The 25,912-nt window shown below is 60.6% G+C and carries 21 protein-coding genes, 3 tRNA genes and 1 pseudogene; 16 read left to right on the top strand and 9 right to left on the bottom strand.

Going from position 1 to position 25,912, the window contains the following annotated elements; all coding sequences use genetic code 11:
* Nucleotides 1–24: 24 nt before the first annotated feature.
* Genes RAE09_RS09240 through deoD form a run of 4 tightly spaced genes read right to left on the bottom strand, consistent with a single transcriptional unit; the run spans nucleotide 25 to nucleotide 4,377 of the window.
* On the bottom strand, nucleotides 25–1,605 hold the full coding sequence (locus RAE09_RS09240; protein ID WP_316981536.1) for a phospho-sugar mutase: 1,581 nt from the start codon (nucleotides 1,603–1,605) through the stop codon (nucleotides 25–27).
* Between the two features lie 3 nt (nucleotides 1,606–1,608).
* Nucleotides 1,609–2,256: a deoxyribose-phosphate aldolase gene (gene deoC, locus RAE09_RS09245; RefSeq protein ID WP_316981537.1), complete on the bottom strand. Its 648-nt coding sequence runs from the start codon at nucleotides 2,254–2,256 to the stop codon at nucleotides 1,609–1,611.
* An 11-nt stretch (nucleotides 2,257–2,267) separates the two neighbouring features.
* A complete protein-coding gene (locus RAE09_RS09250; RefSeq protein WP_316981538.1) occupies nucleotides 2,268–3,635 on the bottom strand; it encodes an MFS transporter in 1,368 nt (455 codons plus the stop codon).
* A 16-nt stretch (nucleotides 3,636–3,651) separates the two neighbouring features.
* On the bottom strand, nucleotides 3,652–4,377 hold the full coding sequence (deoD, locus tag RAE09_RS09255) for a purine-nucleoside phosphorylase (RefSeq protein WP_040424899.1): 726 nt from the start codon (nucleotides 4,375–4,377) through the stop codon (nucleotides 3,652–3,654).
* A 443-nt stretch (nucleotides 4,378–4,820) separates the two neighbouring features.
* On the opposite strand from deoD, the gene RAE09_RS09260 reads away from it, so the two are divergent.
* The 7 genes from RAE09_RS09260 (at nucleotide 4,821) to rplA (ending at nucleotide 8,204) form a co-directional block, all read left to right on the top strand.
* Nucleotides 4,821–4,896: transfer RNA gene (locus RAE09_RS09260), tRNA-Thr, on the top strand.
* Nucleotides 4,897–4,934: 38 nt separating this feature from the next.
* Nucleotides 4,935–5,006: transfer RNA gene (locus RAE09_RS09265), tRNA-Met, on the top strand.
* A gap of 140 nt (nucleotides 5,007–5,146) precedes the next feature.
* Nucleotides 5,147–5,219: transfer RNA gene (locus RAE09_RS09270), tRNA-Trp, on the top strand.
* Nucleotides 5,220–5,426: 207 nt separating this feature from the next.
* Nucleotides 5,427–5,759: a preprotein translocase subunit SecE gene (secE, locus tag RAE09_RS09275; protein ID WP_204610288.1), complete on the top strand. Its 333-nt coding sequence runs from the start codon at nucleotides 5,427–5,429 to the stop codon at nucleotides 5,757–5,759.
* Nucleotides 5,760–5,886: 127 nt separating this feature from the next.
* Complete coding sequence (nusG, locus tag RAE09_RS09280) at nucleotides 5,887–6,816, top strand: transcription termination/antitermination protein NusG (RefSeq protein WP_316981539.1); 930 nt, start codon at nucleotides 5,887–5,889, stop codon at nucleotides 6,814–6,816.
* Nucleotides 6,817–6,987: 171 nt separating this feature from the next.
* Nucleotides 6,988–7,431: a 50S ribosomal protein L11 gene (rplK, locus tag RAE09_RS09285; protein WP_005327961.1), complete on the top strand. Its 444-nt coding sequence runs from the start codon at nucleotides 6,988–6,990 to the stop codon at nucleotides 7,429–7,431.
* A gap of 68 nt (nucleotides 7,432–7,499) precedes the next feature.
* A complete protein-coding gene (rplA, locus tag RAE09_RS09290) occupies nucleotides 7,500–8,204 on the top strand; it encodes a 50S ribosomal protein L1 (protein ID WP_316981540.1) in 705 nt (234 codons plus the stop codon).
* 84 nt (nucleotides 8,205–8,288) lie between these two features.
* Here rplA and RAE09_RS09295 read toward each other — a convergent pair whose 3' ends face one another.
* Genes RAE09_RS09295 through RAE09_RS09310 form a run of 4 tightly spaced genes read right to left on the bottom strand, consistent with a single transcriptional unit; the run spans nucleotide 8,289 to nucleotide 13,325 of the window.
* A complete protein-coding gene (locus RAE09_RS09295; protein ID WP_316981541.1) occupies nucleotides 8,289–9,677 on the bottom strand; it encodes a type III PLP-dependent enzyme domain-containing protein in 1,389 nt (462 codons plus the stop codon).
* Nucleotides 9,674–10,975, bottom strand: a complete 1,302-nt coding sequence (locus tag RAE09_RS09300; RefSeq protein WP_316981542.1) for an FAD/NAD(P)-binding protein — start codon at nucleotides 10,973–10,975, stop codon at nucleotides 9,674–9,676. Before RAE09_RS09300 ends, RAE09_RS09295 begins: the two co-directional genes overlap by 4 nt.
* A complete protein-coding gene (locus RAE09_RS09305; protein ID WP_080971156.1) occupies nucleotides 10,972–11,988 on the bottom strand; it encodes a pyridoxal-phosphate dependent enzyme in 1,017 nt (338 codons plus the stop codon). Before RAE09_RS09305 ends, RAE09_RS09300 begins: the two co-directional genes overlap by 4 nt.
* Nucleotides 11,989–12,020: 32 nt before the next feature.
* Complete coding sequence (locus RAE09_RS09310) at nucleotides 12,021–13,325, bottom strand: cryptochrome/photolyase family protein (RefSeq protein ID WP_316981543.1); 1,305 nt, start codon at nucleotides 13,323–13,325, stop codon at nucleotides 12,021–12,023.
* A gap of 314 nt (nucleotides 13,326–13,639) precedes the next feature.
* Here RAE09_RS09310 and rplJ point away from each other — a divergent pair, with 314 nt between their 5' ends.
* The 7 genes from rplJ (at nucleotide 13,640) to RAE09_RS09345 (ending at nucleotide 24,438) form a co-directional block, all read left to right on the top strand.
* Complete coding sequence (gene rplJ / locus RAE09_RS09315; protein WP_005322886.1) at nucleotides 13,640–14,161, top strand: 50S ribosomal protein L10; 522 nt, start codon at nucleotides 13,640–13,642, stop codon at nucleotides 14,159–14,161.
* Nucleotides 14,162–14,249: 88 nt separating this feature from the next.
* Nucleotides 14,250–14,639 carry a 50S ribosomal protein L7/L12 gene (rplL, locus tag RAE09_RS09320; protein ID WP_150851002.1) on the top strand — a complete coding sequence of 130 codons (390 nt, stop codon included), beginning with the start codon at nucleotides 14,250–14,252 and terminating at the stop codon, nucleotides 14,637–14,639.
* Between the two features lie 201 nt (nucleotides 14,640–14,840).
* Entirely contained in the window at nucleotides 14,841–15,062 is a 222-nt protein-coding gene (locus RAE09_RS09325) for a type II toxin-antitoxin system RelE/ParE family toxin (protein ID WP_232619486.1), read from the top strand.
* A complete protein-coding gene (locus RAE09_RS09330; RefSeq protein WP_250409854.1) occupies nucleotides 15,037–15,369 on the top strand; it encodes a HigA family addiction module antitoxin in 333 nt (110 codons plus the stop codon). The genes RAE09_RS09325 and RAE09_RS09330 overlap by 26 nt, the downstream gene beginning before the upstream one ends.
* A 71-nt stretch (nucleotides 15,370–15,440) precedes the next feature.
* Entirely contained in the window at nucleotides 15,441–16,457 is a 1,017-nt protein-coding gene (locus RAE09_RS09335; protein WP_316981544.1) for a DUF3068 domain-containing protein, read from the top strand.
* Nucleotides 16,458–16,841: 384 nt separating this feature from the next.
* Nucleotides 16,842–20,336 (top strand): DNA-directed RNA polymerase subunit beta, encoded by a 3,495-nt coding sequence (rpoB, locus tag RAE09_RS09340; protein WP_005322877.1) that lies wholly within the window; start codon nucleotides 16,842–16,844, stop codon nucleotides 20,334–20,336.
* A gap of 106 nt (nucleotides 20,337–20,442) precedes the next feature.
* On the top strand, nucleotides 20,443–24,438 hold the full coding sequence (locus RAE09_RS09345; protein WP_040424892.1) for a DNA-directed RNA polymerase subunit beta': 3,996 nt from the start codon (nucleotides 20,443–20,445) through the stop codon (nucleotides 24,436–24,438).
* A 523-nt stretch (nucleotides 24,439–24,961) separates the two neighbouring features.
* Here RAE09_RS09345 and RAE09_RS09350 read toward each other — a convergent pair.
* Nucleotides 24,962–25,264 (bottom strand): annotated as a pseudogene (locus RAE09_RS09350) (IS1249 family transposase); the annotation flags it as partial.
* A 69-nt stretch (nucleotides 25,265–25,333) separates the two neighbouring features.
* Here RAE09_RS09350 and RAE09_RS09355 point away from each other — a divergent pair.
* Both RAE09_RS09355 and RAE09_RS09360 read left to right on the top strand, forming a co-directional pair.
* The gene (locus RAE09_RS09355) at nucleotides 25,334–25,642 is read left to right on the top strand and encodes an IS3 family transposase (RefSeq protein WP_010188437.1); all 309 of its coding nucleotides are present in this window, start codon (nucleotides 25,334–25,336) and stop codon (nucleotides 25,640–25,642) included.
* Nucleotides 25,642–25,912: IS3 family transposase (locus RAE09_RS09360; protein WP_316981545.1), on the top strand; the 271-nt coding region annotated here is incomplete at its 3' end. The genes RAE09_RS09355 and RAE09_RS09360, both read left to right, overlap by 1 nt.

Here is a 25,912-nt window from a genome sequence, read left to right on the forward strand (position 1 = left end):
AGAGAGCGCGGAGCGGGGAGGGGTTTAAATCCCAAAGTAGGCGCGCAGGTCGGCCGCGATGGCATCGAGGCGGTCGGCGTCGGGGGATTCGAGGTAGCACTTCAGCTTCGGCTCGGTGCCGGAAGGGCGCACGATGACGCGGTCATCGTTGTTGGTGAAGAACTTGGAGCCTTGGGCGAATTTCTCTACCTTTGCCACGGGGGAACCGGCCAGTTCCGTGGGCGGGGTGGAAGCGACCTTATCCATCGCTTGGGCGATGATGCTGAGGTCATCGACGCGGAAGGTCAGCGGCTGGGTGTAGAGGGCACCCACGGTGGCGTAGATGCCTTCCAGGCGCTCTAGCACAGTGGTTCCTGCGGCCTTGCACTCGGCCGCGAGGCTGGCGAGCACTACGGAGGTAGCAACGCCGTCCTTGTCGCGGACAGCGGTGGGGTCGGGGCAGAAACCAATGGCTTCCTCATAACCAAACGCGAGGTCCGGGGTGCGGGCGATCCACTTGAAACCGGTGAGCGTCTCCTCGTGGCCGAGGCCATAGTGGGCGGCGATGCGCCCGAGCAGGCGGGAGGAGACGAGCGAGTTGGCGAAGTTGCCTGTCGCACCCTGGCGGGCAAGATAGTCGCCCAAAAGGGCGCCGGTTTCATCGCCGGTGAGCTGGCGCCACGTGCCTGAGGACGTGGGCACGGCGGCGGCGCAGCGATCCGCATCCGGGTCATAAGCGATAAGAATATCGGCGCCGATCTCCTCAGCGTGGCGGATGCCTAGGTCGAGGGCACCGGGCTCTTCCGGGTTGGGGAAGGAGACGGTGGGGAAATCGGGATCCGGTTGGGCCTGCTCAGGAACCAGCGAGACGCGGAACCCACAGCGGGTCAGCAGCTTTTCGCCCAAGGCAGCACCGACGCCGTGCATGGCGGTCAGCGCGATGGTGACATCGGTTTGTGCGCCCACGAGCTGCGCGGCGCGGTCGAGGTACTCGGCGCGGGTATCGACGTCCGCGATGTTCTCGGTGGATAGCGGGACTTCATCGGCATGGGGTGCCGCGGCAATGGCGGCGGCGATTTCGGCATCGGCGGGTGAAATCAGCTGTACGCCTTCAGCCGGGCCGGTGGCGATGCGGCCGCCCAGGTAGACCTTGTAGCCATTATCGGCCGGCGGGTTATGCGAGGCAGTGACCATAATTCCGGCATCCGCCTTGAGCGAGCGGACCGTGAAGGCGGTCAGCGGAGTGGGGTTCTGCGCTGGCAGAACCAAGGCCTTGCCACCGGCCGCGGAGATGACCTGTGCAGCATCGCGCTGGAACTGCGCGGAGCCGTGGCGGGCATCGCAACCAATGGCTACCACTGGGGCGTCCACGTGCTGCTTGAGCCAGGCGATAAGCCCATAGGTGGTGCGGATGACTACGGCGCGATTCATGCGAGACTCGCCCGGGCCCACGGCGGCGCGCAGGCCTGCGGTGCCGAAGGCGAGGGGACCGGCGAAGGCGGCGGCGAGCTCGTCAGTATTGCCCTCTTCAATCCAGGTCATCACTTGGCGGGCGGTGTCCGGATCGGGGTCGTGCTCGGCCCAGGTGCGGGCGTAGTCATAATCCACGGCGGCGGCCTTCGACATGGCTTAGAGCTCCTCGAGGATCTTGGCGGAGGAAGACAGGCCCAGGCGGGTTGCGCCGGCCTCAATCATGGCCAAGGCATCCTTGGCGGTGCGGATGCCGCCAGAGGCCTTGACGCCTAGCTTGTCGCCTACGGTCTCGCGCATGAGCTTAACGGCGTGTACGGAGGCGCCGCCGGCCGGGTGGAAACCAGTGGAGGTCTTGACAAAGTCCGCCTGGGCGGCTGCGGCGGCCTTGCAGGCGAGGACAATGGCGTCGTCGGAAAGCGCGGCAGACTCGATGATGACCTTGAGTACCTTGCCTGGGATGGCATCGCGCACGGCCTGGATTTCGGCCTGCAGATCCTCGGCGCGGCCTTCGATGGCCAGTGGGATATTGATGACCATGTCCACCTCTTCGGCGCCATCGGCAACCGCGCGGGCCGCCTCAGCGGCCTTAATCTCCGGCTTCACGGCGCCGGAAGGAAAGCCCACGACGGTGGCAATGTGCAAGGATTCTGGAACCTCGATGGGCAGGGCGGACGGGGAAACGCAGACGGAGTAGGTGCCCAGCTCGGCCGCCTCATTCACCAAGGCGAGGAACTGATCCGGGGTGGCCTCCGGCTTGAGCAGGGTGTGGTCGATGATGGAAGCAACGTCGGTGCGGGAAGTCATAATTGTTCTCCTTAGCGGGTTAGGCGGGATTCGGAACGGGCCATCTTGAGGTCAGAGACGATATACAGGGCAATGCCGATGGCGGCGACGGCCGCGAGGATCCACAGCACGGTGTTATAGCTGGTGAGGTCCTGCAGCTTTGCCGTATAGGCAATGCCCAGCGGGATGGCGATATTGATGGTCAGGTTATAAAAGCCGATGGCGATGCCGGACTTGGCGGCGGCGATATTGCGCAGCGCGGTATTGACCAGCGGGGCGTACATCAGCGCAAAGCCGGAGGCAAAGGCCACGATGGCGAGAATGAGTACGGCGACGTGAAGCTGCACAAAGAGCGCGGCCGCCACCAGCGCGCCGGCAACTAGGGCGAAGGCGGTGTAGATGGTGGCGCGAGAGGACAAAACGGCACCGATCTTGCCGGAGAAAATGCCGATGAGGATGGCGCAAATATAGCCCGGGATCATCAGCAGGGAGGCCTTATCGATGTTCATGCCGTGCAGGTCATGTGCGGCAAATGGCAGCAGGAAGATAAAACCCATCTGGGTGGAGTAGACGAAGAAGACCATGAGGATGGTCCACACGTAGCGGCCGTTAGTAAAGAACTCCGGGGTGACCACGGGGTGTTTGGCGTCGCCGATGTGGATGATGAAGTCTACGACGCCAAGGGCGGCAAAGATGAGCCATGCCCAGTTAAATTCTTGCATGAACATGGTCAGGCCGGTGGCAAAGACCGCGATGAAAAACAGGCCTAGGGCGTCGAGGTGGCCTTCCACGGCTTCATCTTCTGGCACCAGCTTGATAATCGGCGGGATGGCCAGGATGAGGATGAGCGGGATGAGGAACATCGCCGTCCAAGAGACATAGGTGGAAATAAAGCCGGAGGTCAGCGCTCCGATGAGCAGGCCGGCCTGGAAGGCGGCGGTGGAAAAGCCGAGGTAGGTCTTCTGGTCGGCCTCGCTCAAGTGCTTGGTCACGTAAATGACATAAAGCGTTTCCGCAGCGGCAAGGCCGGCGGTTTGGATGAGGCGGCCGGTGAGCACCATGGGCCAAAAGCTGGAAAAGGCGAAGGCCAAAAGCGAGCCCACGGCGATGAGGACAACGCCGGTGAGCATGAGCTTGCGGATGGAGATGGAATCCGCCAGCGCGGCGTAGACTACGGCGCCGATGCCGATGATCACGCCGGCGAGGGAAGCCTGGAGGGAGGCGGTTTTAACGGAGATGTCCAGCGCCTGGGCGATCGGCATGGTCATCGTCTTAAAGCCGTTATCAATGACCAGCGAGAAGACGAAGACAAAGAGCAGGATAGGTACGGCAACCTTGGGGTTTACCGCGGAGCCTGTCCGCTTGTCCTGCGGGGAAGCGGTGGGGTGGGTGGAAGTCACGGGGGAGAGGATCCTTTTAGTCGAGCGCGTTGAGCGGAAGCGCGAGTTCAATCATGGTGCGGAAGGCGGTCTGGCGCTCTTCCGCGGAGAGGTGGGTATCGTGCACCAGGTTGTCGGAGACGGTGAAAAGTCCCAGCGCATCGACGCCGGCCTCAGCCGCGGTGGCATAAAGCGCTGCGGATTCCATCTCTACGCCGAGCACACCCATGTGCGCCCAGCGCTCGTTAACGCTCTGGTCAAAGTTGTAGAAGATATCCGAGCTCAAAATATTGCCCACGTGGATGTGGGCCTGCTGCTTTTCGGCCTGATCCACCAAGGCCTTGAGGAGCTTCCACGAGGCGGTGGGGGCGTAGCTACCCGGCAGGTTGTATTGGCTCAAGAAGTTGGAATCGGTGGATGCAGACGAGGCGACGATGACATCGTGCAGCTCAATGTCTTCCTGCATGGCGCCAATGGAGCCGACACGGATGAGCTTCTTTACGCCGTAGTTGTGGATGAGCTCCCAGGAGTAGATGCCGATGGAGGGAATGCCCATGCCGGAGCCCATGACGGAGATGGGCTTGCCGTTAAAAGTTCCGGTAAACCCCAGCATATTGCGCACACCGTTGAACTGGACGGTATCTTCCAGGAAGTTCTCGGCGATGAACTTCGCCCGCAGTGGGTCACCGGGCAGGAGGATGGTTTCCGCAATGGGCGCGCCCTGCGGATTGATGTGTGGGGTGGCAATATCGGTAGCGGACATATCTGCGCTCCTCGGTATCGGGTGGGGGATTTTACAGACCAAGCTTAAACCCTCAGGGCCCCGAATCAATGGCCTTGTGTGCGGCCTTTCAACAACTGCGGAAAGCCTCACTGGACTCAGCCACCAGCGTGCGTGCCGAGGGGTCACTGCCGGCGGTGAGCATTGCCACGCTTGCCGACGCCCCTTTTTCCCACAACCGCCCAATCCACATGCCTTCACACTTCTGTCGGGGCACGGTAGGAGACGTGGCCGAGCGGCCCGCAGGGGTGGGCAGCCATGCCGTTTGTCTAACTGCCTTTAAAAGGCGCGAAAAGGTGTCACAGGAGCTATGCATTTTTGCGCTCTGACGTGGCGATTTGTGTAAAACGTAGAAAGCGGGTTAGATTATTGGAGTCCGCAACGGAGAGCACAACGAAATAGCGATGTGTTCAACGCTAGGATGTGCCCCCTTAGCTCAGTCGGCAGAGCGTTTCCATGGTAAGGAAAAGGTCGACAGTTCGATTCTGTCAGGGGGCTCCATTCATGTTCGGAGGAAGAAATTCCCCCAAGGTGAATATGGCGGTGTAGCTCAGTGGTAGAGCAAGCGACTCATAATCGCTGTGTCGCGAGTTCAATTCTCGCCATCGCTACCGGGAAAGAAAGGCGCCCGCAGGGCGCTTTTTTATTACCGCGCTGAAGACGGCCCAGGCTGTGCCTAGTTTCGGATTGGAACTATGGCTCTGGTAAGGTCTTCAACGCTTGATGCTTAGGCATCAAGGAATAAAAGAATAGGGGCGTGGCGCAATTGGTAGCGCAACGGTCTCCAAAACCGTAGGTTGCAGGTTCGAGTCCTGTCGCCCCTGCACAGTGAACCCCGTCACCTCAGATGGCGGGGTTTCTTCATGCCCTATTTTCCTCTCGGCGCTTGGCCCGCCCACTTGTTATCAAAGCCACGCCTTGCAAATGCCGTGGTCAGCTTTTCATGCTGTGCAAGCTTTGCTAGGGTTGACAAAGTTATGGAGGTGCGCGCTAAGCGCCCTATTAGATTTAGTTCCCAAGGAGGGTTAGCTGTGAGCGATGAGCAGCAGCCGAAGAATTCGGGTGCATCGCGCCCGACCGGTAAGCGTCAGCTCTCTGGTGCGGCTACCACGTCCTCCGCGGACTACGCCGATAAGCACGTCGTCCGCGTCGAGGATAAGAACCACGATGACACCCCAGGTGGTGGCGTAGCCGCCTTCCCGGGCGAGGTAGCATCCGAGATGAAGAAGGTGGTGTGGCCTACCGCTAAGGAGATGCTGCAGTACACCCTCATTACCTTTGCGTTCCTTATCGTGCTGACCGTTTTGGTCTGGGGCGTTGACACCCTGGCAGGTCTCGGAGTTGAGCAGGTTCTCTCAGATTAGTAAGATAAGCGCATAATCTTTTATCCCGCTGTTTCCGCTTAAAGGAACGGCGGGATACTTTTTGCCCATACGCGGGCGGGTAGGCTGGTCCTACGCAACGCGCCGAGGAATTTTTGGAGAAAGAATTATGAGCGACGAGAACAACGTCGAAACCGTAGGCACCTCCCTGGAAGAGGCAATGCAGTCCAACGTGCAGGAGCAGGCGGCAGAGCACGCTAGCTCCGTAGAAGAAGCACAGCAGGAGGACGCTACCCCAGCCGCTCCGGCAGCGGAAGAAGCTGAAGGAACGGCCGAGTCCACTGACGCTGCAGGCGAGTCCGCCGAGTCCACCAACGCGGCGGAACCGGCAGCGACCGAAGCAGAGGCCGAGGGCACAGCCCCTGAGGCCAGCGAAGACGAGTCCGAGGATGCCGCCTACCGCAAGCGCCTGCGCGCCTTTACCCGCGAACTGAAGAAGCAGCCGGGCCAGTGGTACATCATTCAGTGCTACTCCGGCTACGAAAACAAGGTAAAGACCAACCTGGACATGCGTGCCCAGACCCTCGAGGTAGAAGATTCCATCTTCGAGGTCGTTGTACCTATTGAGCAGGTCCTGGAGAACAAGGACGGCAAGAAGAAGATTGTGAAGCGCAAGCTGCTACCGGGCTACGTCCTGGTTCGCGCTGAGCTTAACGACGCCGCATGGTCCGTCATCCGCGAAACCCCAGGCGTGACCTCCTTCGTGGGCAACGAGGGTAACGCCACCCCGGTCAAGACTCGCGACGTGGCTAAGTTCCTGATGCCCAACGAGGCGCCGTCCACCAAGGGCGATGCTGCACCGAACGAGGCAGAGGGCGAGCAGGTTGTGGCTATGCCGGAGAAGGAAGAGGCCAAGAAGTACGCGCACGACTTCGAGGTGGGCGAGGCAGTGACTATCCTGTCCGGCCCGCTGGCCGCCGTATCTGCGACCATTTCCGAGATTGACCCAGAGACCGGCAAGATGCAGGGCTTGGTGTCCATCTTTGGCCGCGAGACCCCGGTGGAGCTGTCGCCGACCGAGATCGAGCGCATCTCCTAAAAGTGATTTTGTGCAGGGCGCACGGTGTTCTAAACTGGAACGCCGTGCGCCTTTGGCGTGCGTATAAGAAAACGTTTCATCCTCCGGTGGCCCACTGAAGGTGAGCATCCGGACGGGATCCCGTTATTCATCGTGGCGGACATCCCGGTAACACAGGAAAGAGGTAATTCGATGGCTCCTAAGAAGAAGGTATCCGGCTTCATCAAGCTGCAGATCGAGGCAGGCGCCGCTAACCCGGCACCGCCAGTTGGCCCGGCACTGGGTGCCCACGGCGTCAACATCATGGAGTTCTGCAAGGCTTATAACGCCGCTACCGAGAACCAGCGTGGCAACGTGGTTCCGGTTGAGATCACCGTCTACGAGGACCGTTCCTTCGACTTCAAGCTGAAGACCCCGCCGGCAGCTAAGCTGCTGCTGAAGGCCGCTGGCATCAAGAAGGGCTCCGGCGTCCCACACACCGACAAGGTCGGCTCTGTGTCTTGGGATCAGTGCAAGGAAATCGCAGAGACCAAGTTTGCGGACCTGAACGCACGTGACATCGAGAACGGCGCTCGCATCATCGCCGGTACCGCCCGCTCCATGGGCATCACCGTTGATGGCGCACCGGAGAAGTAAAAACTTTATGTGGTAGGGCCAGCTACGGCCCGCCGAACACCACACCAATCCAGAAAAGGAATTGTTAAATGAGCACCAAGTCTAAGGCTTATAAGGCCGCTGCGGAACTGGTAGATAAGTCCCGCCTGTACCGTCCGATCGAGGCTACCAAGCTGGCCAAGGAGACCTCCTCCAAGAACTTCGACGCCACCGTTGACGTCGTCTTCCGTCTGGGCGTTGATCCGCGCAAGGCTGACCAGCTGGTTCGCGGCACCGTTTCCCTGCCTAACGGCACCGGTAAGGACGTTCGCGTTGCTGTCTTCGCTGAGGGCGAGAAGGCTACCGCCGCTCAGGAAGCTGGCGCTGACATCGTTGGCACCGCTGAACTGATCGAGCAGATCAACGAGGGCAACATCGATTTCGACGTTGCTATCGCTACCCCGGATCAGATGGCCAAGGTTGGCCGCGTTGCTCGCGTCCTGGGCCCGCGTGGTCTGATGCCGAACCCGAAGACCGGCACCGTTACCGCAGATGTTGCTAAGGCAATCGCTGAGGTTAAGGGCGGCAAGATCTCCTTCCGCGTTGATAAGGCTGCTAACCTGCACGCCATCATCGGCAAGGCATCCTTCGATGCTGAGAAGCTGGCTGAGAACTACGGCGCCCTCATGGACGAGATCCAGCGCCTGAAGCCTTCTTCCGCCAAGGGCATCTACATTAAGCGCGCTACCATCTCCACCACCTCCGGCCCGGGCATCCCGGTTGACGGCTCCGTGGTTAAGGGCTACACCGAGTAAATCGGTTTAGCGCACTGCGCTTAAAGCTAAAGGGCTTCGAGGAATTCCTCGAAGCCCTTTTTCTATGTCTTAGCCCGCCTGCAGCTACACGGCGTCAATATCGTCTGGCACCCAATCGTCGCCGTCGGAGTAGACGTTGCGCGCCAAAGGAATTTGGTGGGAAGAAGACTCCAGGATGTGCATAAAATACCCGGCTGTATTCGGAATGGCGAGGGTATCTCCCACGGCAATGCCATCCGGGAAGTCCAGTTCGCGGCGCAGGATAACCTCGTCTTCAATGCAATAGGCACCCACCACAAAGCCGGTGCGTGGCTCGCGGGAGATTTCCTTTGCCGGGCCGGCCGTGGGTACCAGGAGGGGGTCGAGCAGGATGTCATCTGCGGCGGTCCGGCATTGGGTGCGATTCATCGCCACGCCGATAAGGGGCAGGCCATCGGAGCGTTCTTTGAGGAAGCTCACCTCGGTGAGGATGACTCCGCAGCCGTCGAGGAGGCTGCGGCCCGGCTCTAGATGCAGGGCGATGTCCCGCTCGCGCAGCGCCGTGCCAGCGGTGCCGTAGACGGGGACATCACCGGAGAGGAGCTGGTCCAGCCACTGACCGCGCGTTGGCTCCTGCCAGAAGGGGTAAGTATTGGAGAGCGGATCCGCTTTCCACGTGAACGGTTCACCGGTACCAGCGCGTTGGGAGGCGATGCGCTCGAGGTAATTCTCCCACTGCTCGCGGGATTCCAGGTAGCTCATGGGCACCCCGCCGCCGATATCGATGAAACCTGCGGGCTGGCCCAATGCGCGTACATGCTCGATCAAGGCAATTGCCTCTGCAAGGGCGGTTCGGCGGTCGGCCTCGCTATAGCCATGCAGGTGCACGTGGACGCCCGCAACACGAAGTTCCTGTGGCCACTCGGCTTGCCGCCATGCCGGCAGCCTCTCGCCGAAGCGGGTGGGAGGTAGGGAGTCCGGATCTGGAGCCAGGCGTGGCGCCACGTGGGCGGTGGTGTCTAATGCCTGCGCGATGGCGGCGATGCGGCGGGACTCGGCGCGAGAATCACAAGAGATAGTAACTCCCCGCGAAACCGCGAGGCGGAGCAAGCCATCTGTTTTGATAGCGGCGCTGAGGATGATGCGCTCTGGGGCGACACCGCGGTCGAGCACTTGGCGGAGCTCGTTCTCGCTGGCTACATCCACCCCGAGCCCGGCATCGCGCGCAGCATCGACAAAACACAGCGCCTTATTGGCTTTGCGTGCGAAAAATACCTGAGTCGCCACGCCGTGGGAAGCGCCCGCATCGAGCAACTCCTGGGCATTGTGGCGCAACGGCGCGGAATTCAACACGTTCACCGGCGAACCGTAGCGCGAGGTCAATGCGCTGACGTGCTGCGGGTTTTCGACAAGCTCACGCATCCACCGTTCCCACCGGGCTCGCAAGGGGACGGTGCCGTGGACGGATAGGGGTTCTACAGGGGTGGTGGTCATGGGTTTCCTACTTTCTCCGCCCAGCGGGGGATGTCATCGTGCACGGAACGGTTAAGGGAGTCATGGCCGGGCAGGGAGAGCTCATTCATCCGGCCAATTTCCACCACGCCAGCAACGTCGTGGAAGGGGGAGGGGGTGGCTTGGGGAGCAACGGTGGCGTCGATAAGCAGGTCCACGCCGCCCTTTTCCCGCCAAGAATCTATCTGCCCAGGCATGCCTAGGTAGTCGGTATTCACCACACCGGAGTGGATCAACTCGAGCAGACGCCTAGCTGTGACCGGTGGCGGACCAAAAGCCACGCGCTCAAGGGTGCGTGAAAGCTCGCGAAAGCCGGGCATGGGGCCATGCACCTTGTGCCAATCGACGCATTCTTGGAATACCCCACGAAACGCTGCGCCCACGGCCGCGGCCGGGGTGAGCGGACCGGTACCTTCGGCCGCACGTAGGGAAGCCTCGAGCTCAGCGACGGCATCGCCAGTGAAATCCTGACCGTCGATAACTGAGGCGAGGTCCGCAGTTGAGAAGTCACCGAACTCGCCTGCAGCCCCGATGAGGATCTCACGCAGCTCCGCAGCGTTGTCGATATGCGCGCAGGCCTGCCGCCACCGCGGTGATACCTCCGGCAGCGGTGTCTCTGGGGAGGGCTTTACCTCCATGAAGCGCCCGCTGCGGCTAACCGGGTAGATGGTTTCGGCGGTATCGCCATACAGCAGGCACACATCGATGAAGCTCAAGGCAGCACCGCGTACGCCGATCCGCCGTGCGGAGCTCGGGAGATCGGCACCGAAGTAGAGACCGGTGAGCGGTACGCAAGAGGCCTCATAGGCCAAGGACCCAGCGTGGAGATGGTCGTGGCCGGTGCAGACTAGGACTTCGTCGAAGGGGGCGCCATCGACCAAGAACCCTTCTCCTTCGGCGCTTACCGCGGTCACGCGGTGCGGCAGGTGGCGAAGGCGAACGTGGGCCGGCGCGCGGCGTACTGCGGCGGACCAGGTATCGGCGAGGAATTGGCCCACCTGGGCCCGCGGTGGGAAGGCATCGGTGGTGTCTTCGCCGCGGCGGGTGCGCCAGGCGTTGAAATTATCGTGGGCCGTAGTGACGATGGCGCAGTTGACGTTGAGGCGCCACTGTAGCGGCTGCTGCGGACGGTAGACGGCGCCCGCACCGGCGGGGTAGGGGTCAAAGACGGTGACATCGAGTGGAACGCGGGCGCGCTCGAGGAGCTCCTCGACGGCCCAAAGTCCACGCGGTCCACCTCCAATGATGGCAATGCGGCGGGCAGGACGAGAAGAAGTCACTGCGCCGACCCCTCGATGCGCGCGGCAAGTTCAGCGGGCGAAATGTCGAAGTTTTCGCACACCCAGGAGTCGTTATAGATGGTGTCGAGGTAAGGCTGGCCGGCGTCGTGCAGCACGGCAACCACTTCGGCCCCTGCCGGCAGGGAGGGCGCGAGGCGTTGGAAGGCGGCGATGACGGCACCGCCGGAAGCGCCAGGCAGCAGGCCCTCTGCTTGAGCGAGCTGTCGGGCGGCAACGATGGCATCGAGATCCGGAACCCTCTCCACGGAAGAAGGCGAAAACTTGGTGGATAACTCGGTGACGATTCCGGCGCCATAGCCAGGCAGCATGCGGGTGCCGCGCTCACCGCCAAAAAGCACGGAGCCTTCTGCATCAACGCCGATTGTGTGGGTGTCGGCGCCCAGCTCGGAGAGCTTGCGTACGCAGCCGCCAAGGGTTCCGGTGGTGCTCATGGCCACGAGCAGATGGCTGGGTGCCTGGCCGAGCTGGTCCAGGATTTCAGTCATGGTGCCTTCCGCGTGGGCGTGGAAGGCGGCTTCATTGGAATACTGGTTGAGGTTGAAAGAATCGGGGATCTCTTCCAAAAGCTCGGCCACGCGGGTGCGGCGGGCGGTGAGCCAATCGCCGGTTTCTGGATCGGGGTGGTCGAGCAATTCCACGTGTGCTCCGTAGGCCCGCATGGTAGCCACCGTGGAGGCGTTGACCCGCGGATCCACCACGCAATGGAACTTCATCCCCTGGAGCGGGGCTTGGCGAGCTAGAGCCATGCCCAGGTTGCCGGAGGAAGATTCCACTAGCGTCGAACCTGGGCGAATATCGCCGGCAGCAAGCGCCGCCTGGATAAGCGCTCGCGCCGTCCGGTCTTTTGCAGAACCGCCGAGGTTGAATTGTTCGAGTTTGAGATAGAGGTGGACATCCGGCCGGGGACTAATCGCCTCCACTCGCATGAGTGGGGTATTGCCAATGGGCGGATGCGCTTGAGAATGAATCCTAGGGCTCATCATTGGCCCCATGGTAGACCTTTACGTCCACCTTTTCCGCCGGCTTAGTCCTTGATCTCCGCATAGGCATCGAGCGCGGCTTGGCGTGATTCCTTTAGATCCACGATGGGCGGGGCGGACAGCGCCGGTGCCCAGCGGCGCACGTACTCGCCGTCGGGGTCGAAGCGCTGGGCCTGCGTTTCGGGGTTGAAGATGCGGAAGAAGGGCGCGGCGTCATCGCCGCAGCCGGCCACCCACTGCCAATTAAACGGGTTGGAGGCGGCATCGGCGTCCACCAACGTGTCCCAGAACCATTCCTCGCCCAGGCGCCAGTGGATGCCCAGGTTCTTGGTGAGGAAGGAGCCCACCACCATGCGCACGCGATTGTGCATGTACCCGGTGGCCCATAGTTCGCGCATTCCGGCGTCGACAAGCGGAATGCCGGTAGCGCCGGCCTGCCAGTCCTTGAGTCGCGGGTCATCCCAGGACCAGTCGAAGCGGTCGAATTTCTCCCGCACGTTTTCGGTCGCGAGATTGGGCAGGTAGTAGAGGCGGTGCCAGGCAAAGTCGCGCCACAGCAGCTCGGAGTGGAACTTGGCGGCCTCTGGCTCCTCGGCCGCGGCGAACCACACCTCGCGCGGGGAGACTTCGCCAAAGCGCAGGTGGGGCGAGAGTAGGGAGGTGGCATTGAGCGCGGGGATATCGCGCTCCTCGGCATAGTTGGCTAGGTCCAGCTGGGCTAGTCGCTCGCGCGCGCCGGCCTCGCCGGGCGTCCAGTGCTCGGCCAGCGATGCCGCCCATGCCGGTTCGGTGGGCTGGGGCCAGGCAGATGCACTGCTTGCCGACGCCCCCATCTCCGGCACCCCCTCCGGTTCATCTCCCGCCACCTGGGAGGCGGCGGCCTTGGAGAAGGGAGTAAAGACCTTATAGGGCTGGCCTTGGCCATTGGTGACCTCCCAGGGTTCGACCAAGGTGAAGCCGGGCAAGGAGGTGGCAGTAGTGCCCTGGGAGGTTAGGGTTTCCTTGACGCTCGCATCGACCTCGCGCAAGGGGCCGTGGTAGCGGCGGGTCCACGTGACGGTGGTGGCTCCCAGTTCTGCGGCTAGGCGGGGGATTTCCTCGCGGGCATCGCCGGCGGCGCGAATGAGTTCTACGCCGCGGCCGGCAAGGTCGCGGGCGAGGGCGTAGAGGGAACGCTCGCGCCACCACGTGCTCGCGCCGCCCAGTGGGCGGGTGCCGGGATAGGCAGGCTCGTCGAGGACGACGGCGACCAAGGGGGCGTCGCCAAGCGCGGCGGCCTCGGCCGCGCGGGAAAGGGCCTGGTTATCGTGCAGGCGCAGGTCATCGCGAAACCACATGAGGCCGGTCATGGCGGCCATCCTACGCGGCGGAAACGGCGATTTGGAGAAACCGCGGGTGGGGAGGTAGTGTTTTCCACGAAGTTTGAACGGCCACTTCACGGCCGAGTCAAAGTTCACCGAAGACCGTTGGTCATCCATTTGGATCGAAGGTTCTCCATCCTAGGAGGCGGCCCACGCAGGAGACACTTTGCGATTTTTCGCGGCATTCTCTTATGTCGCGCGCCCTGTGCTCTTGCACGGGGCTTTTGTTGTTTCGGGCAACCGAAGCGAGGAAGGCCCCGGCGGAATAATAAAAGAGATGTTTTGGAAGGAGGCGAGAGACAATGGCAAACCCAAAGAACACTGCAGACCTGGCAGAGCTGAAGGAGAAGCTGGCTGGCGCTAACTCTGTTGTATTGACCGAGTACCGCGGCCTGACCGTATCCCAGCTGCAGGAGCTGCGTAATGATCTGGGCTTTGACGTTGAATACTCCGTCGCCAAGAACACCCTTTTCAAGATCGCTGCCAAGGAAGCTGGCATCGAAGGTCTTGATGATTTGCTGACTGGCCCGACCGCAATTGCGTTCATCAAGGGCGAGGCAGTGGATGCTGCGAAGGTCATCACCAAGTTCGCTGATGACAACAAGGCACTCATCATCAAGGGTGGCTACATGGACGGCAACGCACTGTCTGCCGACCAGGTTGAGGCCATCGCCAAGCTGGACAACCGCGAGACCACCCTCGCAAAGCTGGCTGGCGCTATGAAGGGTTCTATGGCGAAGGCAGCCGCTCTCTTCAACGCTCCTGCAACCAAGGCTGTACGCACCGTCGCAGCTCTGCAGGACAAGAAGGAAGCAGAAGCTTAAGTCGTCACAAAAGACGCACAATTACAACACCGTGTGCGCGGCATAAATTACGCGCAGCGCACACACAACACAGAAAGGACTTGCCATCATGGCTAAGCTCACCAAGGACGAGCTCATTGAAGCTTTCAAGGAAATGACCCTCATCGAACTGTCCGAGTTCGTTAAGGAATTTGAAGAGGTATTCGACGTTGAGGCTGCTGCTCCGGTTGCTGCTGTTGCAGCTGGCGCTCCGGCTGAGGGCGGCGCTGGTGCCGCTGAGGAGAAGACCGAGTTCGACGTCGTTCTGACCGACGCTGGCGCTAAGAAGATTGGCGTTATTAAGGCTGTCCGCGAGATCGTCTCCGGCCTGGGCCTGAAGGAAGCTAAGGAAATGGTCGAGGGTGCTCCTAAGGCTATCCTCGAGGGCGCTTCCAAGGACGACGCTGAGGCTGCTAAGGCTAAGCTGGAAGAGGCTGGCGCTTCCGTCGAGCTCAAGTAATTTCACTGAGCTTTACGCTTTCAAACCCCCACTCTTACCGCCGCGCGGTGGGAGCTGGGGGTTTCCTCGTTTTATGCTCGCGGGCGCTATGCGGGTAGTACAGCAATGGCCAGTAGTGTCAAAGTGTGACACTATGGCATTGTGGAGTTCAGGAGGGGTAGCTTAGAGCGCTTTCACACAGATGGTAAGGCGCCAAAGTACGTGCCCCCTGAACTGCGAAGGATACTGCGTCGCAAACTCATCATGATTGACCGAGCAGCCTCTCTTGCTGATTTGAGGATTCCACCAGCGAATCACTTAGAGAGGTTGAAAGGGCAGTGGGACGGATTTTATTCCATCCGTGTTAATGCGCAGTGGAGAGTAGTTTTTCGATGGACAGGGAAAGGAGCTGTGGACGTTGACTTCATCGATTATCACAAATGAGGGAGAGGAAGCCTCGGATATCGTCCCCGTTCCACACCCTGGGGAGGTCCTGCGCGAGGAGTTTCTGGAGCCGCTCGGACTTACTCAATACCGCTTAGCCAAGGATATTTTTAGCTCCAAGTCCCAAATTTCCAAGCTGGTGCGTGGGCGCATTGGGATTAGTGCGGAAATGGCGCTACGTCTTTCCGCCTATTTTGGTAATTCGGCGGAGTTTTGGCTGGGGCTGCAAGAAGAGTTTGATCTCTGGTGCGCGCGGCAGACCACGGATACGAGCAGCATCATCGCTTGGAATACGCAGACGGCCTAAAACCAATCCGGCGTGGCGGGGCGGCCTGTAGAAACAGGGAATCGCCGCCACGGGTTGTAGAATTAGCCCCCATGCTGCCCAAGTCCCGCATTATTTCCGTCCTGCTCCTAGGCCTCGGCGTCGCGCTCATCGCCGCCGGTATTGTGGCGCCGGCGTTTTTGGATTACTCCCCGCGGCTGCCGCTGAACCTGAAAAACAGTACGTGGACACTGCACGATGATTCCGCGGATTCGCAGCAGCTGTCCAAGGACGGCACCACGCCGTATTCGGGCCCTATGACGTACCAAATCAACATGGATATCCAGGAGCCCTCGGACGAGGAGAAGGCCACCGTGCGCATCGGTGAGACCCGCATGCGTGGCGAAGGGGAGGGCCTCAATGACCTAAGCCAGGCCCAAGTGTGGACCTATCCCGTGGACCGCCTGAGCGGCGAGGCCGCGGGGGAGGCGTCGCTTAGCCATACGCTTGCGACGCCTTCGGATAAAGTCACGGTGGATGGCTACTGGCTTAAGTTCCCAGCAGACGCAGAGAAGACTAACTATCCGGTCTTTGACCCGACCCTGCGCAAGGCCGTCGATGCAGTCTTTGAAGAAGAAACCACGATGGACGGCCGCACGGTCTACCGCTACCACCAAGAAATTGAGCCGACGAACGTCGCGCAGCTTTTTGCGGCCGATGGCAATACCACCAGCTTGCCCAAGAAAGACGGCGGCGAGGAGCAGGGCTACCTGACCCACTCCGGCAGCCGCGACTTCTATGTGGACCAACAAACCGGCCTCGTGGTGGGCATGGATATGGATATCGATGATTACTACGCGGACCGCGAGGGCGTGGGCCGCGAGCGCGCCTTCGTCTTTAATGGCTCTACCTCCGAAGAGGACCAGCAGGCGCTGCTCAAAGAGGCGGCAGATTTCCCGCGCGACCGCGTGGCGGAGATCGTGCGGTGGGGTGCCATCGGCCTCGGCGCACTGTTGACCCTGCTCGGAATCATTGGCGCATTGGGCCTAATTGGCGGCAAGAATAAGCATGGCCGCTCGCGGCATAACCGTGGGCGCATCGGTGGAAGCGCGGTGCCGGCGAGCCGGTAAAAGCGCAGCTGGAAAACAAAATCGCCGCCGGGGTTGCGGTGTATTGAGATTTTAGTGGTAGGGTGCTCGGTGGTTGTCGCGCACAGTCGCGCGACGTGGACGCGTTAGCGCCGCGGCGAGCACGAGCTTGCCCCCTAGCGCGGTAGCGACACGCCCCAAGAGTGGTGTGTCTTTACATGGCAGGTCTTTTCCTATAAGCTGTTTCGTTGCGCTGGAATCTGGATCTTCGGTGCACATTTAGCCTTTCAGGCCGGTGATGGCAAAACCGACTTGACAAGGTGATTTTGTGCATTCTGAACCCAGACACTCCACAGCAGACCGAATGCTAGAATTACCAGCGGTTTTGCGGCTCGTCGGCCAGGGCGAGCAGGCAATCCGCGTGAGGTGCTGGAAGGACCCATCTTGGCAGTCTCCCGCCAGACCAAGTCAGTGGCCAATATCCCCGGAGCCCCGAAGCGATACTCGTTTGCAAAAATCAGCGAGCCTATCGCCCTGCCGGGTCTCCTTGACGTACAACTTGATTCCTTTGATTGGCTCGTTGGCGCGCCGGAGTGGCGCGAGCGCGAGCAGGCTGAGCGCGGCGATGACGCCCGCGTGACGAGCGGCCTCGAGGACATCCTCGAAGAGCTCTCGCCGATTGAGGACTACTCGGGCAATATGTCCCTGTCCTTGTCGGAGCCGCGCTTTGAACCGGTGAAGAACACCGTGGATGAGTGCAAGGAAAAGGACATCAACTACTCCGCGCCGCTGTACGTGACCGCAGAGTTTATTAATAACGACACCCAAGAGATTAAGTCGCAGACCGTCTTCATCGGCGATTTCCCGATCATGACGGATATGGGCACGTTCATCGTGAACGGTACCGAGCGCGTCGTCGTCTCTCAGCTGGTGCGCTCCCCGGGCGTCTACTTCGATCGCTCGATCGATAAGTCCACCGAGCGCCCGCTGCACTCCGTGAAGGTTATCCCTTCCCGCGGTGCATGGTTGGAGTTCGACGTCGACAAGCGCGACACCGTCGGCGTGCGCATTGACCGCAAGCGCCGCCAGCCGGTAACCGTGCTGCTTAAGGCATTGGGCTGGAGCGAGGAGCAGATCAAGGATCGCTTCGGCTTCTCCGAGCTCATGATGTCCACCCTGGAGTCTGACGGTGTAGCGAACACCGATGAGGCACTGCTGGAGATTTACCGCAAGCAGCGCCCAGGCGAGCAGCCCACCCGCGAGCTGGCTCAGTCCTTGCTGGATAACTCCTTCTTCCGTGCAAAGCGTTACGACCTGGCTAAGGTCGGCCGCTACAAGGTCAACCGCAAGCTGGGGCTCGGCGGCGATCACGATGGTCTGATGACCCTGACCGAGGAAGACATTGCCGTCACCCTCGAGTACCTGGTCCGCCTGCACGTAGGCGAGCGCGAGATGAAGGCGCCGAACGGTGAGATGATCGCCCTGCACACAGACGACATCGACCACTTTGGTAACCGTCGCCTGCGTACCGTGGGTGAGCTCATCCAGAACCAGGTCCGCGTCGGCCTGTCCCGTATGGAGCGCGTTGTGCGCGAGCGCATGACCACCCAGGACGCGGAGTCCATCACTCCGACCTCCCTGATTAACGTGCGCCCGGTCTCTGCTGCTATCCGCGAGTTCTTCGGTACCTCGCAGCTGTCCCAGTTCATGGACCACAACAACTCGTTGTCCGGCCTGACCCACAAGCGCCGCCTGTCCGCGCTGGGCCCGGGCGGTCTGTCTCGTGAGCGCGCCGGCATTGAGGTGCGAGACGTTCACGCTTCTCACTACGGCCGTATGTGCCCGATCGAGACCCCTGAGGGCCCGAACATTGGCCTGATTGGTGCGCTGGCGTCCTACGCCCGCGTGAATGCTTTCGGCTTCATTGAGACTCCGTACCGCAAGGTTGTGGACGGCAAGATCACCGACCAGGTGGAGTACCTCACCGCCGATGAAGAGGACCGCTTCGCTATTGCTCAGGCCGAGGTCGAGCAGGACGCAGAGGGCAACCTCACCGGCGAGCGTATTGAGGTCCGCCTGAAGGACGGCGACATCGGGCTTACCGACGCCGCCGGTGTGGACTACGTTGACGTCTCCCCGCGCCAGATGGTTTCCGTGGGTACCGCCATGATTCCGTTCTTGGAGCACGACGATGCTAACCGTGCCCTGATGGGTGCGAACATGCAGAAGCAGGCAGTGCCGCTGGTGCGCTCCGAGGCCCCGCTGGTTGGTACCGGCATGGAGCAGCGCGCTGCGTACGACGCTGGCGACGTTGTCATCACCCCGAAGGCCGGTGTGGTCGAAAACGTCACCGCTGATGTCATCACCATCATGGATGATGAGGGCCAGCGCGATACCTACATCCTGCGTAAGTTCGAGCGCACCAACCAGGGCACCAACTACAACCAGACCCCGCTGGTTTCCATGGGCGAGCGCGTAGAGGCCGGCCAGGTTCTGGCCGATGGCCCGGGTACCCACAACGGTGAGATGTCCCTCGGCCGCAACCTGCTGGTTGCCTTCATGCCGTGGGAAGGCCACAACTACGAGGACGCCATCATCCTCAACCAGCGCATCGTGGAAGAGGACATCCTGACCTCCGTCCACATCGAGGAGCACGAGATCGATGCTCGCGATACCAAGTTGGGCGCCGAGGAAATTACCCGCGAGATCCCGAACGTCTCCGAGGACGTCCTGAGCGACCTGGACGAGCGCGGCATCATCCGCATCGGTGCCGACGTCCGCGCCGGCGACATCCTGGTGGGTAAGGTCACCCCGAAGGGCGAGACCGAGCTGACCCCGGAGGAGCGCCTGCTGCGCGCCATCTTCGGCGAGAAGGCCCGCGAGGTCCGCGATACCTCCATGAAGGTGCCGCACGGTGAGGTAGGCAAGGTCATTGGCGTTGCTCGCTTCTCCCGCGACGATGATGACGATCTGGCCCCTGGCGTCAACGAGATGATTCGTGTCTACGTTGCCCAGAAGCGCAAGATCCAGGACGGCGATAAGATGGCCGGCCGCCACGGCAACAAGGGTGTTGTGGGCAAGATTCTACCGCCAGAGGATATGCCGTTCATGGAAGACGGCACCCCGGTCGACATCCTGCTGAACACCCACGGTGTGCCGCGTCGTATGAACATTGGCCAGGTCCTTGAGGTTCACTTGGGCTGGCTGGCACACGCTGGCTGGAAGGTCGATACCGAGGATCCAAAGAACGCCGAGCTGCTCAAGACCCTGCCGGAAGAGCTCTATGACGTTCCTGCGGATTCCTTGACGGCGACCCCGGTCTTCGACGGTGCTACCAACCATGAGATCGAGCGCCTGCTGGCTTCTTCCCGTCCTAACCGCGACGGCGATGTGCTGGTGGATGAGCATGGCAAGGCCACGCTTTTCGACGGCCGCTCGGGCGAGCCATACAAGTACCCGATCTCTGTCGGCTACATGTACATGCTCAAGCTGCACCACTTGGTCGATGAGAAGATTCACGCCCGTTCCACCGGTCCTTACTCCATGATTACCCAGCAGCCGCTGGGTGGTAAGGCCCAGTTCGGTGGCCAGCGCTTCGGCGAGATGGAGGTGTGGGCAATGCAGGCATACGGCGCTGCCTACACCCTGCAGGAGCTGCTGACCATCAAGTCCGATGACGTCGTCGGCCGTGTGAAGGTCTACGAAGCCATTGTTAAGGGCGACAATATTCCAGATCCGGGCATCCCTGAGTCCTTCAAGGTGTTGCTCAAGGAGCTGCAGTCCCTGTGCCTGAACGTGGAGGTTCTCTCCACCGACGGCACGCCGATGGAGCTGTCTGGCTCTGATGACGATGACATGGATAGCCCATCGCTTGGCATTAACCTGTCCCGCGATGAGGGTTCTTCCGCTGACATCGCCTAGTTAGTTTCTTGGTCCACCGCGGGAAAATCCCCGCGGCAGGGCATAAACGTTTCATTCATAGAAAGCCATCAATTCCTCGACAACGAGGATGAAAGGGAGACATTACGTGTTTGACGTAAATCTCTTCGACGAGCTCCGCATCGGTCTGGCCACCGCAGACGATATTCGTCGCTGGTCCAAGGGCGAGGTCAAAAAGCCCGAGACCATTAACTACCGCACCCTGAAGCCGGAGAAGGACGGCCTCTTCTGCGAGCGCATCTTCGGCCCCACCCGTGACTGGGAGTGCGCTTGTGGCAAGTACAAGCGCGTCCGCTACAAGGGCATCATCTGTGAGCGCTGTGGCGTTGAGGTGACCAAGTCCAAGGTTCGCCGTGAGCGCATGGGCCACATCGAGCTGGCTGCTCCGGTAACCCACATCTGGTACTTCAAGGGCGTTCCTTCCCGCCTGGGCTACCTGCTGGACCTGGCTCCGAAGGATCTCGAGCGCATCATCTACTTCGCAGCCAACATCATCACCTCCGTGGATGAAGAGGCCCGCCACAACGACCAGTCCACTCTGGAAGCAGAGATGCTTCTGGAGAAGAAGGACGTTGAGGACGATACCGAGTCCGAGATCGCAGAGCGCGCCTCCAAGCTGGAGTCTGACCTGGCTGAGCTGGAAGCAGCCGGTGCCAAGGCAGATGCCCGCAAGAAGGTACAAAACGCTGCCGATAAGGAGATGCAGCACATCCGTGAGCGCGGCGAGCGCGAAATCGCCCGCCTGGATGAAATCTGGAACACCTTCATCAAGCTGGCTCCGAAGCAGATGATCATTGATGAGACCATCTACGAAGAGCTGGTTGACCGCTACGAGGATTACTTCACCGGCGGCATGGGTGCAGAAGCCATCCAGACCCTGGTCCGCAACTTCGACCTCGAGGCTGAGGCCGAGGAACTGCGCGAGATCATCAACAACGGCAAGGGCCAGAAGAAGATGCGTGCCCTGAAGCGCCTGAAGGTCGTTGCTGCCTTCCTGCGCTCCGGCAACGATCCGGCAGGCATGGTGCTGGACGCCATCCCGGTTATCCCGCCAGAGCTGCGCCCGATGGTGCAGCTGGACGGTGGCCGCTTCGCTACCTCCGACCTGAACGACCTCTACCGCCGCGTAATCAACCGCAATAACCGTTTGAAGCGCATGATCGACCTGGGTGCTCCAGAGATCATCGTGAACAACGAGAAGCGCATGCTGCAGGAGTCTGTGGACGCGCTCTTCGATAACGGCCGCCGCGGCCGTCCGGTTACCGGCCCGGGCAACCGTCCGCTGAAGTCCCTGTCTGACCTGCTCAAGGGCAAGCAGGGTCGCTTCCGCCAGAACCTGCTGGGTAAGCGCGTGGACTACTCCGGTCGTTCCGTTATTATCGTTGGTCCGCAGCTGAAGCTGCACGAATGTGGTCTGCCGAAGCTCATGGCGCTCGAGCTGTTCAAGCCGTTCGTCATGAAGCGCCTGGTAGAAAATGACTACGCCCAGAACATCAAGTCCGCCAAGCGCATGGTTGAGCGCCAGCGCCCAGAGGTGTGGGACGTTCTGGAACAGGCCATTTCTGAGCACCCGGTGATGCTTAACCGCGCACCTACGCTGCACCGCCTGGGTATTCAGGCCTTCGAGCCGAAGCTGGTTGAGGGTAAGGCTATTCAGCTTCACCCGCTGGCTTGTGAGGCTTTCAACGCCGACTTCGACGGCGACCAGATGGCAGTCCACCTGCCGCTGTCCGCTGAGGCACAGGCTGAGGCCCGCGTCCTGATGTTGGCGTCCAATAACATTCTGTCCCCGGCATCGGGTAAGCCGTTGGCCATGCCACGTCTGGACATGGTTACCGGCCTGTACTACCTGACCATGGACAAGTCCGAGGACGAGATCGGTGGCAATGGTCGCTTCCGCGAGGCAGAGAAGGACAAGCCGGCTACCGGCGTCTTCTCCTCCTACGCTGAGGCCCTCATGGCCTACGATCGCGGCACCGTTGGTCTGCAGGCTCCGATCAAGGTCCGCATCGATCACCTCCGCCCGCCGAAGGAGATCGAGGAAGAGCAGTTCCCGGATGGCTGGACCAAGGGCCAGGCATGGATGGGCTACACCACCATCGGCCGCGTCATGTTCAACGAGCTGCTGCCATGGAACTACCCGTACCTCGAGGGCATCATGGTCCGTAAGGGCGGCGGCTCCGGCAACAAGGTTCTCATCGGTGACGTGGTCAATGACTTGGCCAATAAGTACCCGATGATCACCGTGGCTCAGGTGCTGGACAACATGAAGGATGCCGGCTTCTACTGGGCAACCCGTTCCGGCGTGACCATCACCATGTCTGACGTTCTGGTTCTGCCGAATAAGACCGAGATCCTCGAGTCTTATGAGAAGGAAGCAGAGCGCATCGAGCGCAAGTACTGGGAGCAGGGTGCCCTGACCGAGCGCGAGCGCTACGACCGCCTGGTTGAGCTGTGGAAGGACGCTACCGATACCGTCGGTGAGGCCGTCGAGAACATGTACCCGGACCACAATCCGATTCCGATGATTGTGAAGTCTGGTGCGGCCGGTAACATGCGTCAGATCTGGACGCTGGCCGGTATGAAGGGCATGGTTGTGAACTCGCACGGTGATTACATCACCCGTCCGATTAAGACCTCCTTCCGCGAAGGCCTGTCCGTGCTGGAGTACTTCAACAACTCCCACGGTTCCCGTAAGGGTCTGGCCGATACCGCACTGCGTACCGCTGACTCCGGCTACCTCACCCGTCGTCTGGTGGACGTGGCTCAGGACGTCATCGTGCGCGAAGAGGACTGTGGCACCCGCCAGGGCGTGCGCGTCCCAATCGGCGAGGAATCCGGCGACAAGGTTGTTCTCTCCGAGCTGTGGGAGACCTCCGCATCCGGCCGCGTTATCGCAACCGACGTCAAGGACGCCAACGGCGAGGTCGTGGCCGAGGCCGGCTCCGACCTCACCGAGGAGCTCACCCAGAAGCTGCTTGACGCTAAGGTCACCGAGGTTAAGGTTCGCTCCGTGCTGACCTGCCAGACCCCGGCTGGCGTGTGCGCCAAGTGCTACGGCAAGTCCATGGCCTCCGGCCAGCTCGTCGATATCGGCGAGGCCGTTGGCATCGTGGCTGCACAGTCTATTGGTGAGCCGGGTACCCAGCTGACCATGCGTACGTTCCACCAGGGTGGTGTCGGTGGCGATATTACCGGCGGTCTGCCGCGTGTTCAGGAGCTCTTCGAGGCCCGTAACCCGAAGAACCGCGCTCCTATCGCCTCTGTTGACGGCACCGTATCCCTGTCCGATGAGGGCAACTTCTGGACCCTGACCATCACCCCGGATGACGGCTCTGATGACGTGGTCTATGAGAAGCTCTCCAAGCGTCAGGGCTTGGCTCAGGTTCGTCGCCCGATGGAGTCCAACCCGGACGCCATGATTGAGCGTTCCCTCAAGGACGGCGACCATGTTGAGACTGGTGACCGCCTGATGCGTGGTGCGGCTGACCCGCACGACGTGCTCGAGGTCCTCGGCCGCCGTGGCGTGGAGCAGCACCTCATCAACGAGGTTCAGGCTGTGTACCGTACCCAGGGTGTGGCTATCCACGATAAGCACATCGAGATCATCATCCGCCAGATGCTGCGCCGCGGCACCGTCATCGATGCGGGTACCACGGACTTGCTGCCGGGTAACCTCATCGACCTCTCTGAGGCCAAGCAGCTCAACGCTGCCCAGGTTGCAGAAGGCGGCGAGCCGGCTCAGCTGCGCTCTGAAATCATGGGTATTACCAAGGCTTCCTTGGCTACCGAGTCCTGGCTGTCCGCTGCATCGTTCCAGGAGACCACTCGCGTGCTTACCGACGCCGCTATTAACAAGCGCTCCGATAAGCTCATTGGCCTCAAGGAGAACGTCATCATCGGTAAGCTGATCCCGGCCGGTACCGGTATCTCTCGCTACCGCAACATCTCCGTCAAGCCGACCGAGGCTGCACGCAACGCTGCATACTCGATTCCGACTTACGGCGATTCCATCTACGGCGATGACGGCTTCGGTGAATTCACCGGTGCTTCCGTCCCGCTGGATGAGGACTTCACCTTCTAAGCATGGAGGGTTAGGCGCTAAATAGAGCGCATCAGACACCCCGCTGTCCTGAACTAATCAGGAGGGCGGGGTGTTGTCTTATGTCCCGGCCTCGGATCGCCCCACGGAAGTTGCGCACGGCTGCGCGCGTTCGTCGCTGGAAAAGATACGGTCCGGAACTCGTTATGCGCTTGAACTACAAAAAGTTAGGTTCCCGCAGTTCTTTTCCCTTCGGGGTTTGTCCCCTGTGTTTAGTTCTGGATCTGGCTAAAGCCTTCAAAAGTTTCTGGTGTAAACCTCTATGTTAAGATTATGCCGAGAGTGTTAAGCCGTCCCCGCGGTTTAGCGATTTCACTGAGCTTGGATTCTCCTGAGGTATTTTTCCTTTCCTTAGAACCTTTGACTTGAGGATCCATGGAGCCCCGTCGCGGAAGTAAGAGGCCGCGGCGGGGCTCATTTATGTCCTGGCCTGCTTGGGGGCCTAAACGACAGAATGTGTTGTTTTGCGGCGTGTCAGGCTAAACGACATTTTGTGTTGGTGGGGTTAGCGTATGTGGCCTTTGCGTATTCCCATAGAGTGGTTGTAGGCAGTGTCGATGGCATTGTCGTAGGTTGCTGGTTGGCCGTCTTCGTGGCCGCTGGTGGCTTGTTTTTGCTGGTTGGCTAGGGTTTGTGCTTTGGCGAGTGCGTCCTGGCCCCAGTTTTGCTGCCTGGCGATCTCTACAGGGTCGTCAGGCAGTTGTGTGTGGAGGTATAGCCACCAGTCGCAGGCGATGCGTTGTTGTTCGTCGCGCAGTCCGCGGTGGGTGTGCATAAGTTGCTTAATTTGTGAGTTCACTGCGCCTTCTGAGGTTACCCTCGTTTAGTGGACACCCTATTTGTACGGATCCTGTGTCCGTAGGAGAGGATGTTCATTGTGAGTCAACAGCGCAAGAAGTACACGCCGGAGTACCGGCGTGAAGCCGCGAACTTGGTAATCGAGTCAGAGCGCCCGATCGCTCATGTGGCTAAGGAGATTGGCGTCTCCGCCGGGCTTTTAGGCCGGTGGGTCAAACTCGAGCGTGAACGCCGAGGGGCCTCGGATGGGATGAGTGAGGCGGATCTTCGTGCTGAGAATGCTCGTCTGCGCCGTGAGTTGGCGGAAGCCAAGATGGATAATGAGTTTTTGTCAAAAGCGACAGCCTTCTTCGCCGCGAAGCAACGCGAGCAGAAAAGTTCGAATTGATGCAGCAGGAGAAGGCAAACTACAGCATCAAACGCATGGCACGGCTATTAAAAGTGTCTCGGTCTGGATACTACAAATGGGCTGATACGCAGCAGAAACGACTATCCGGAAAAGATAATCGTGCAACATTTTACGATGACGTTGACCGCAAGATTCATCAGATCTGGAAAGACTCCGATGAGGTTTATGGTGCTCCCCGGATCACCGCAGAACTTACCGAGCGTTACCGGATCACCCTGAATCGCAAGACTGTGGCTAAGCGGATGCGCC

The organism is Corynebacterium tuberculostearicum (assembly GCF_032821615.1).
Taxonomy (GTDB): domain Bacteria; phylum Actinomycetota; class Actinomycetes; order Mycobacteriales; family Mycobacteriaceae; genus Corynebacterium; species Corynebacterium tuberculostearicum_H.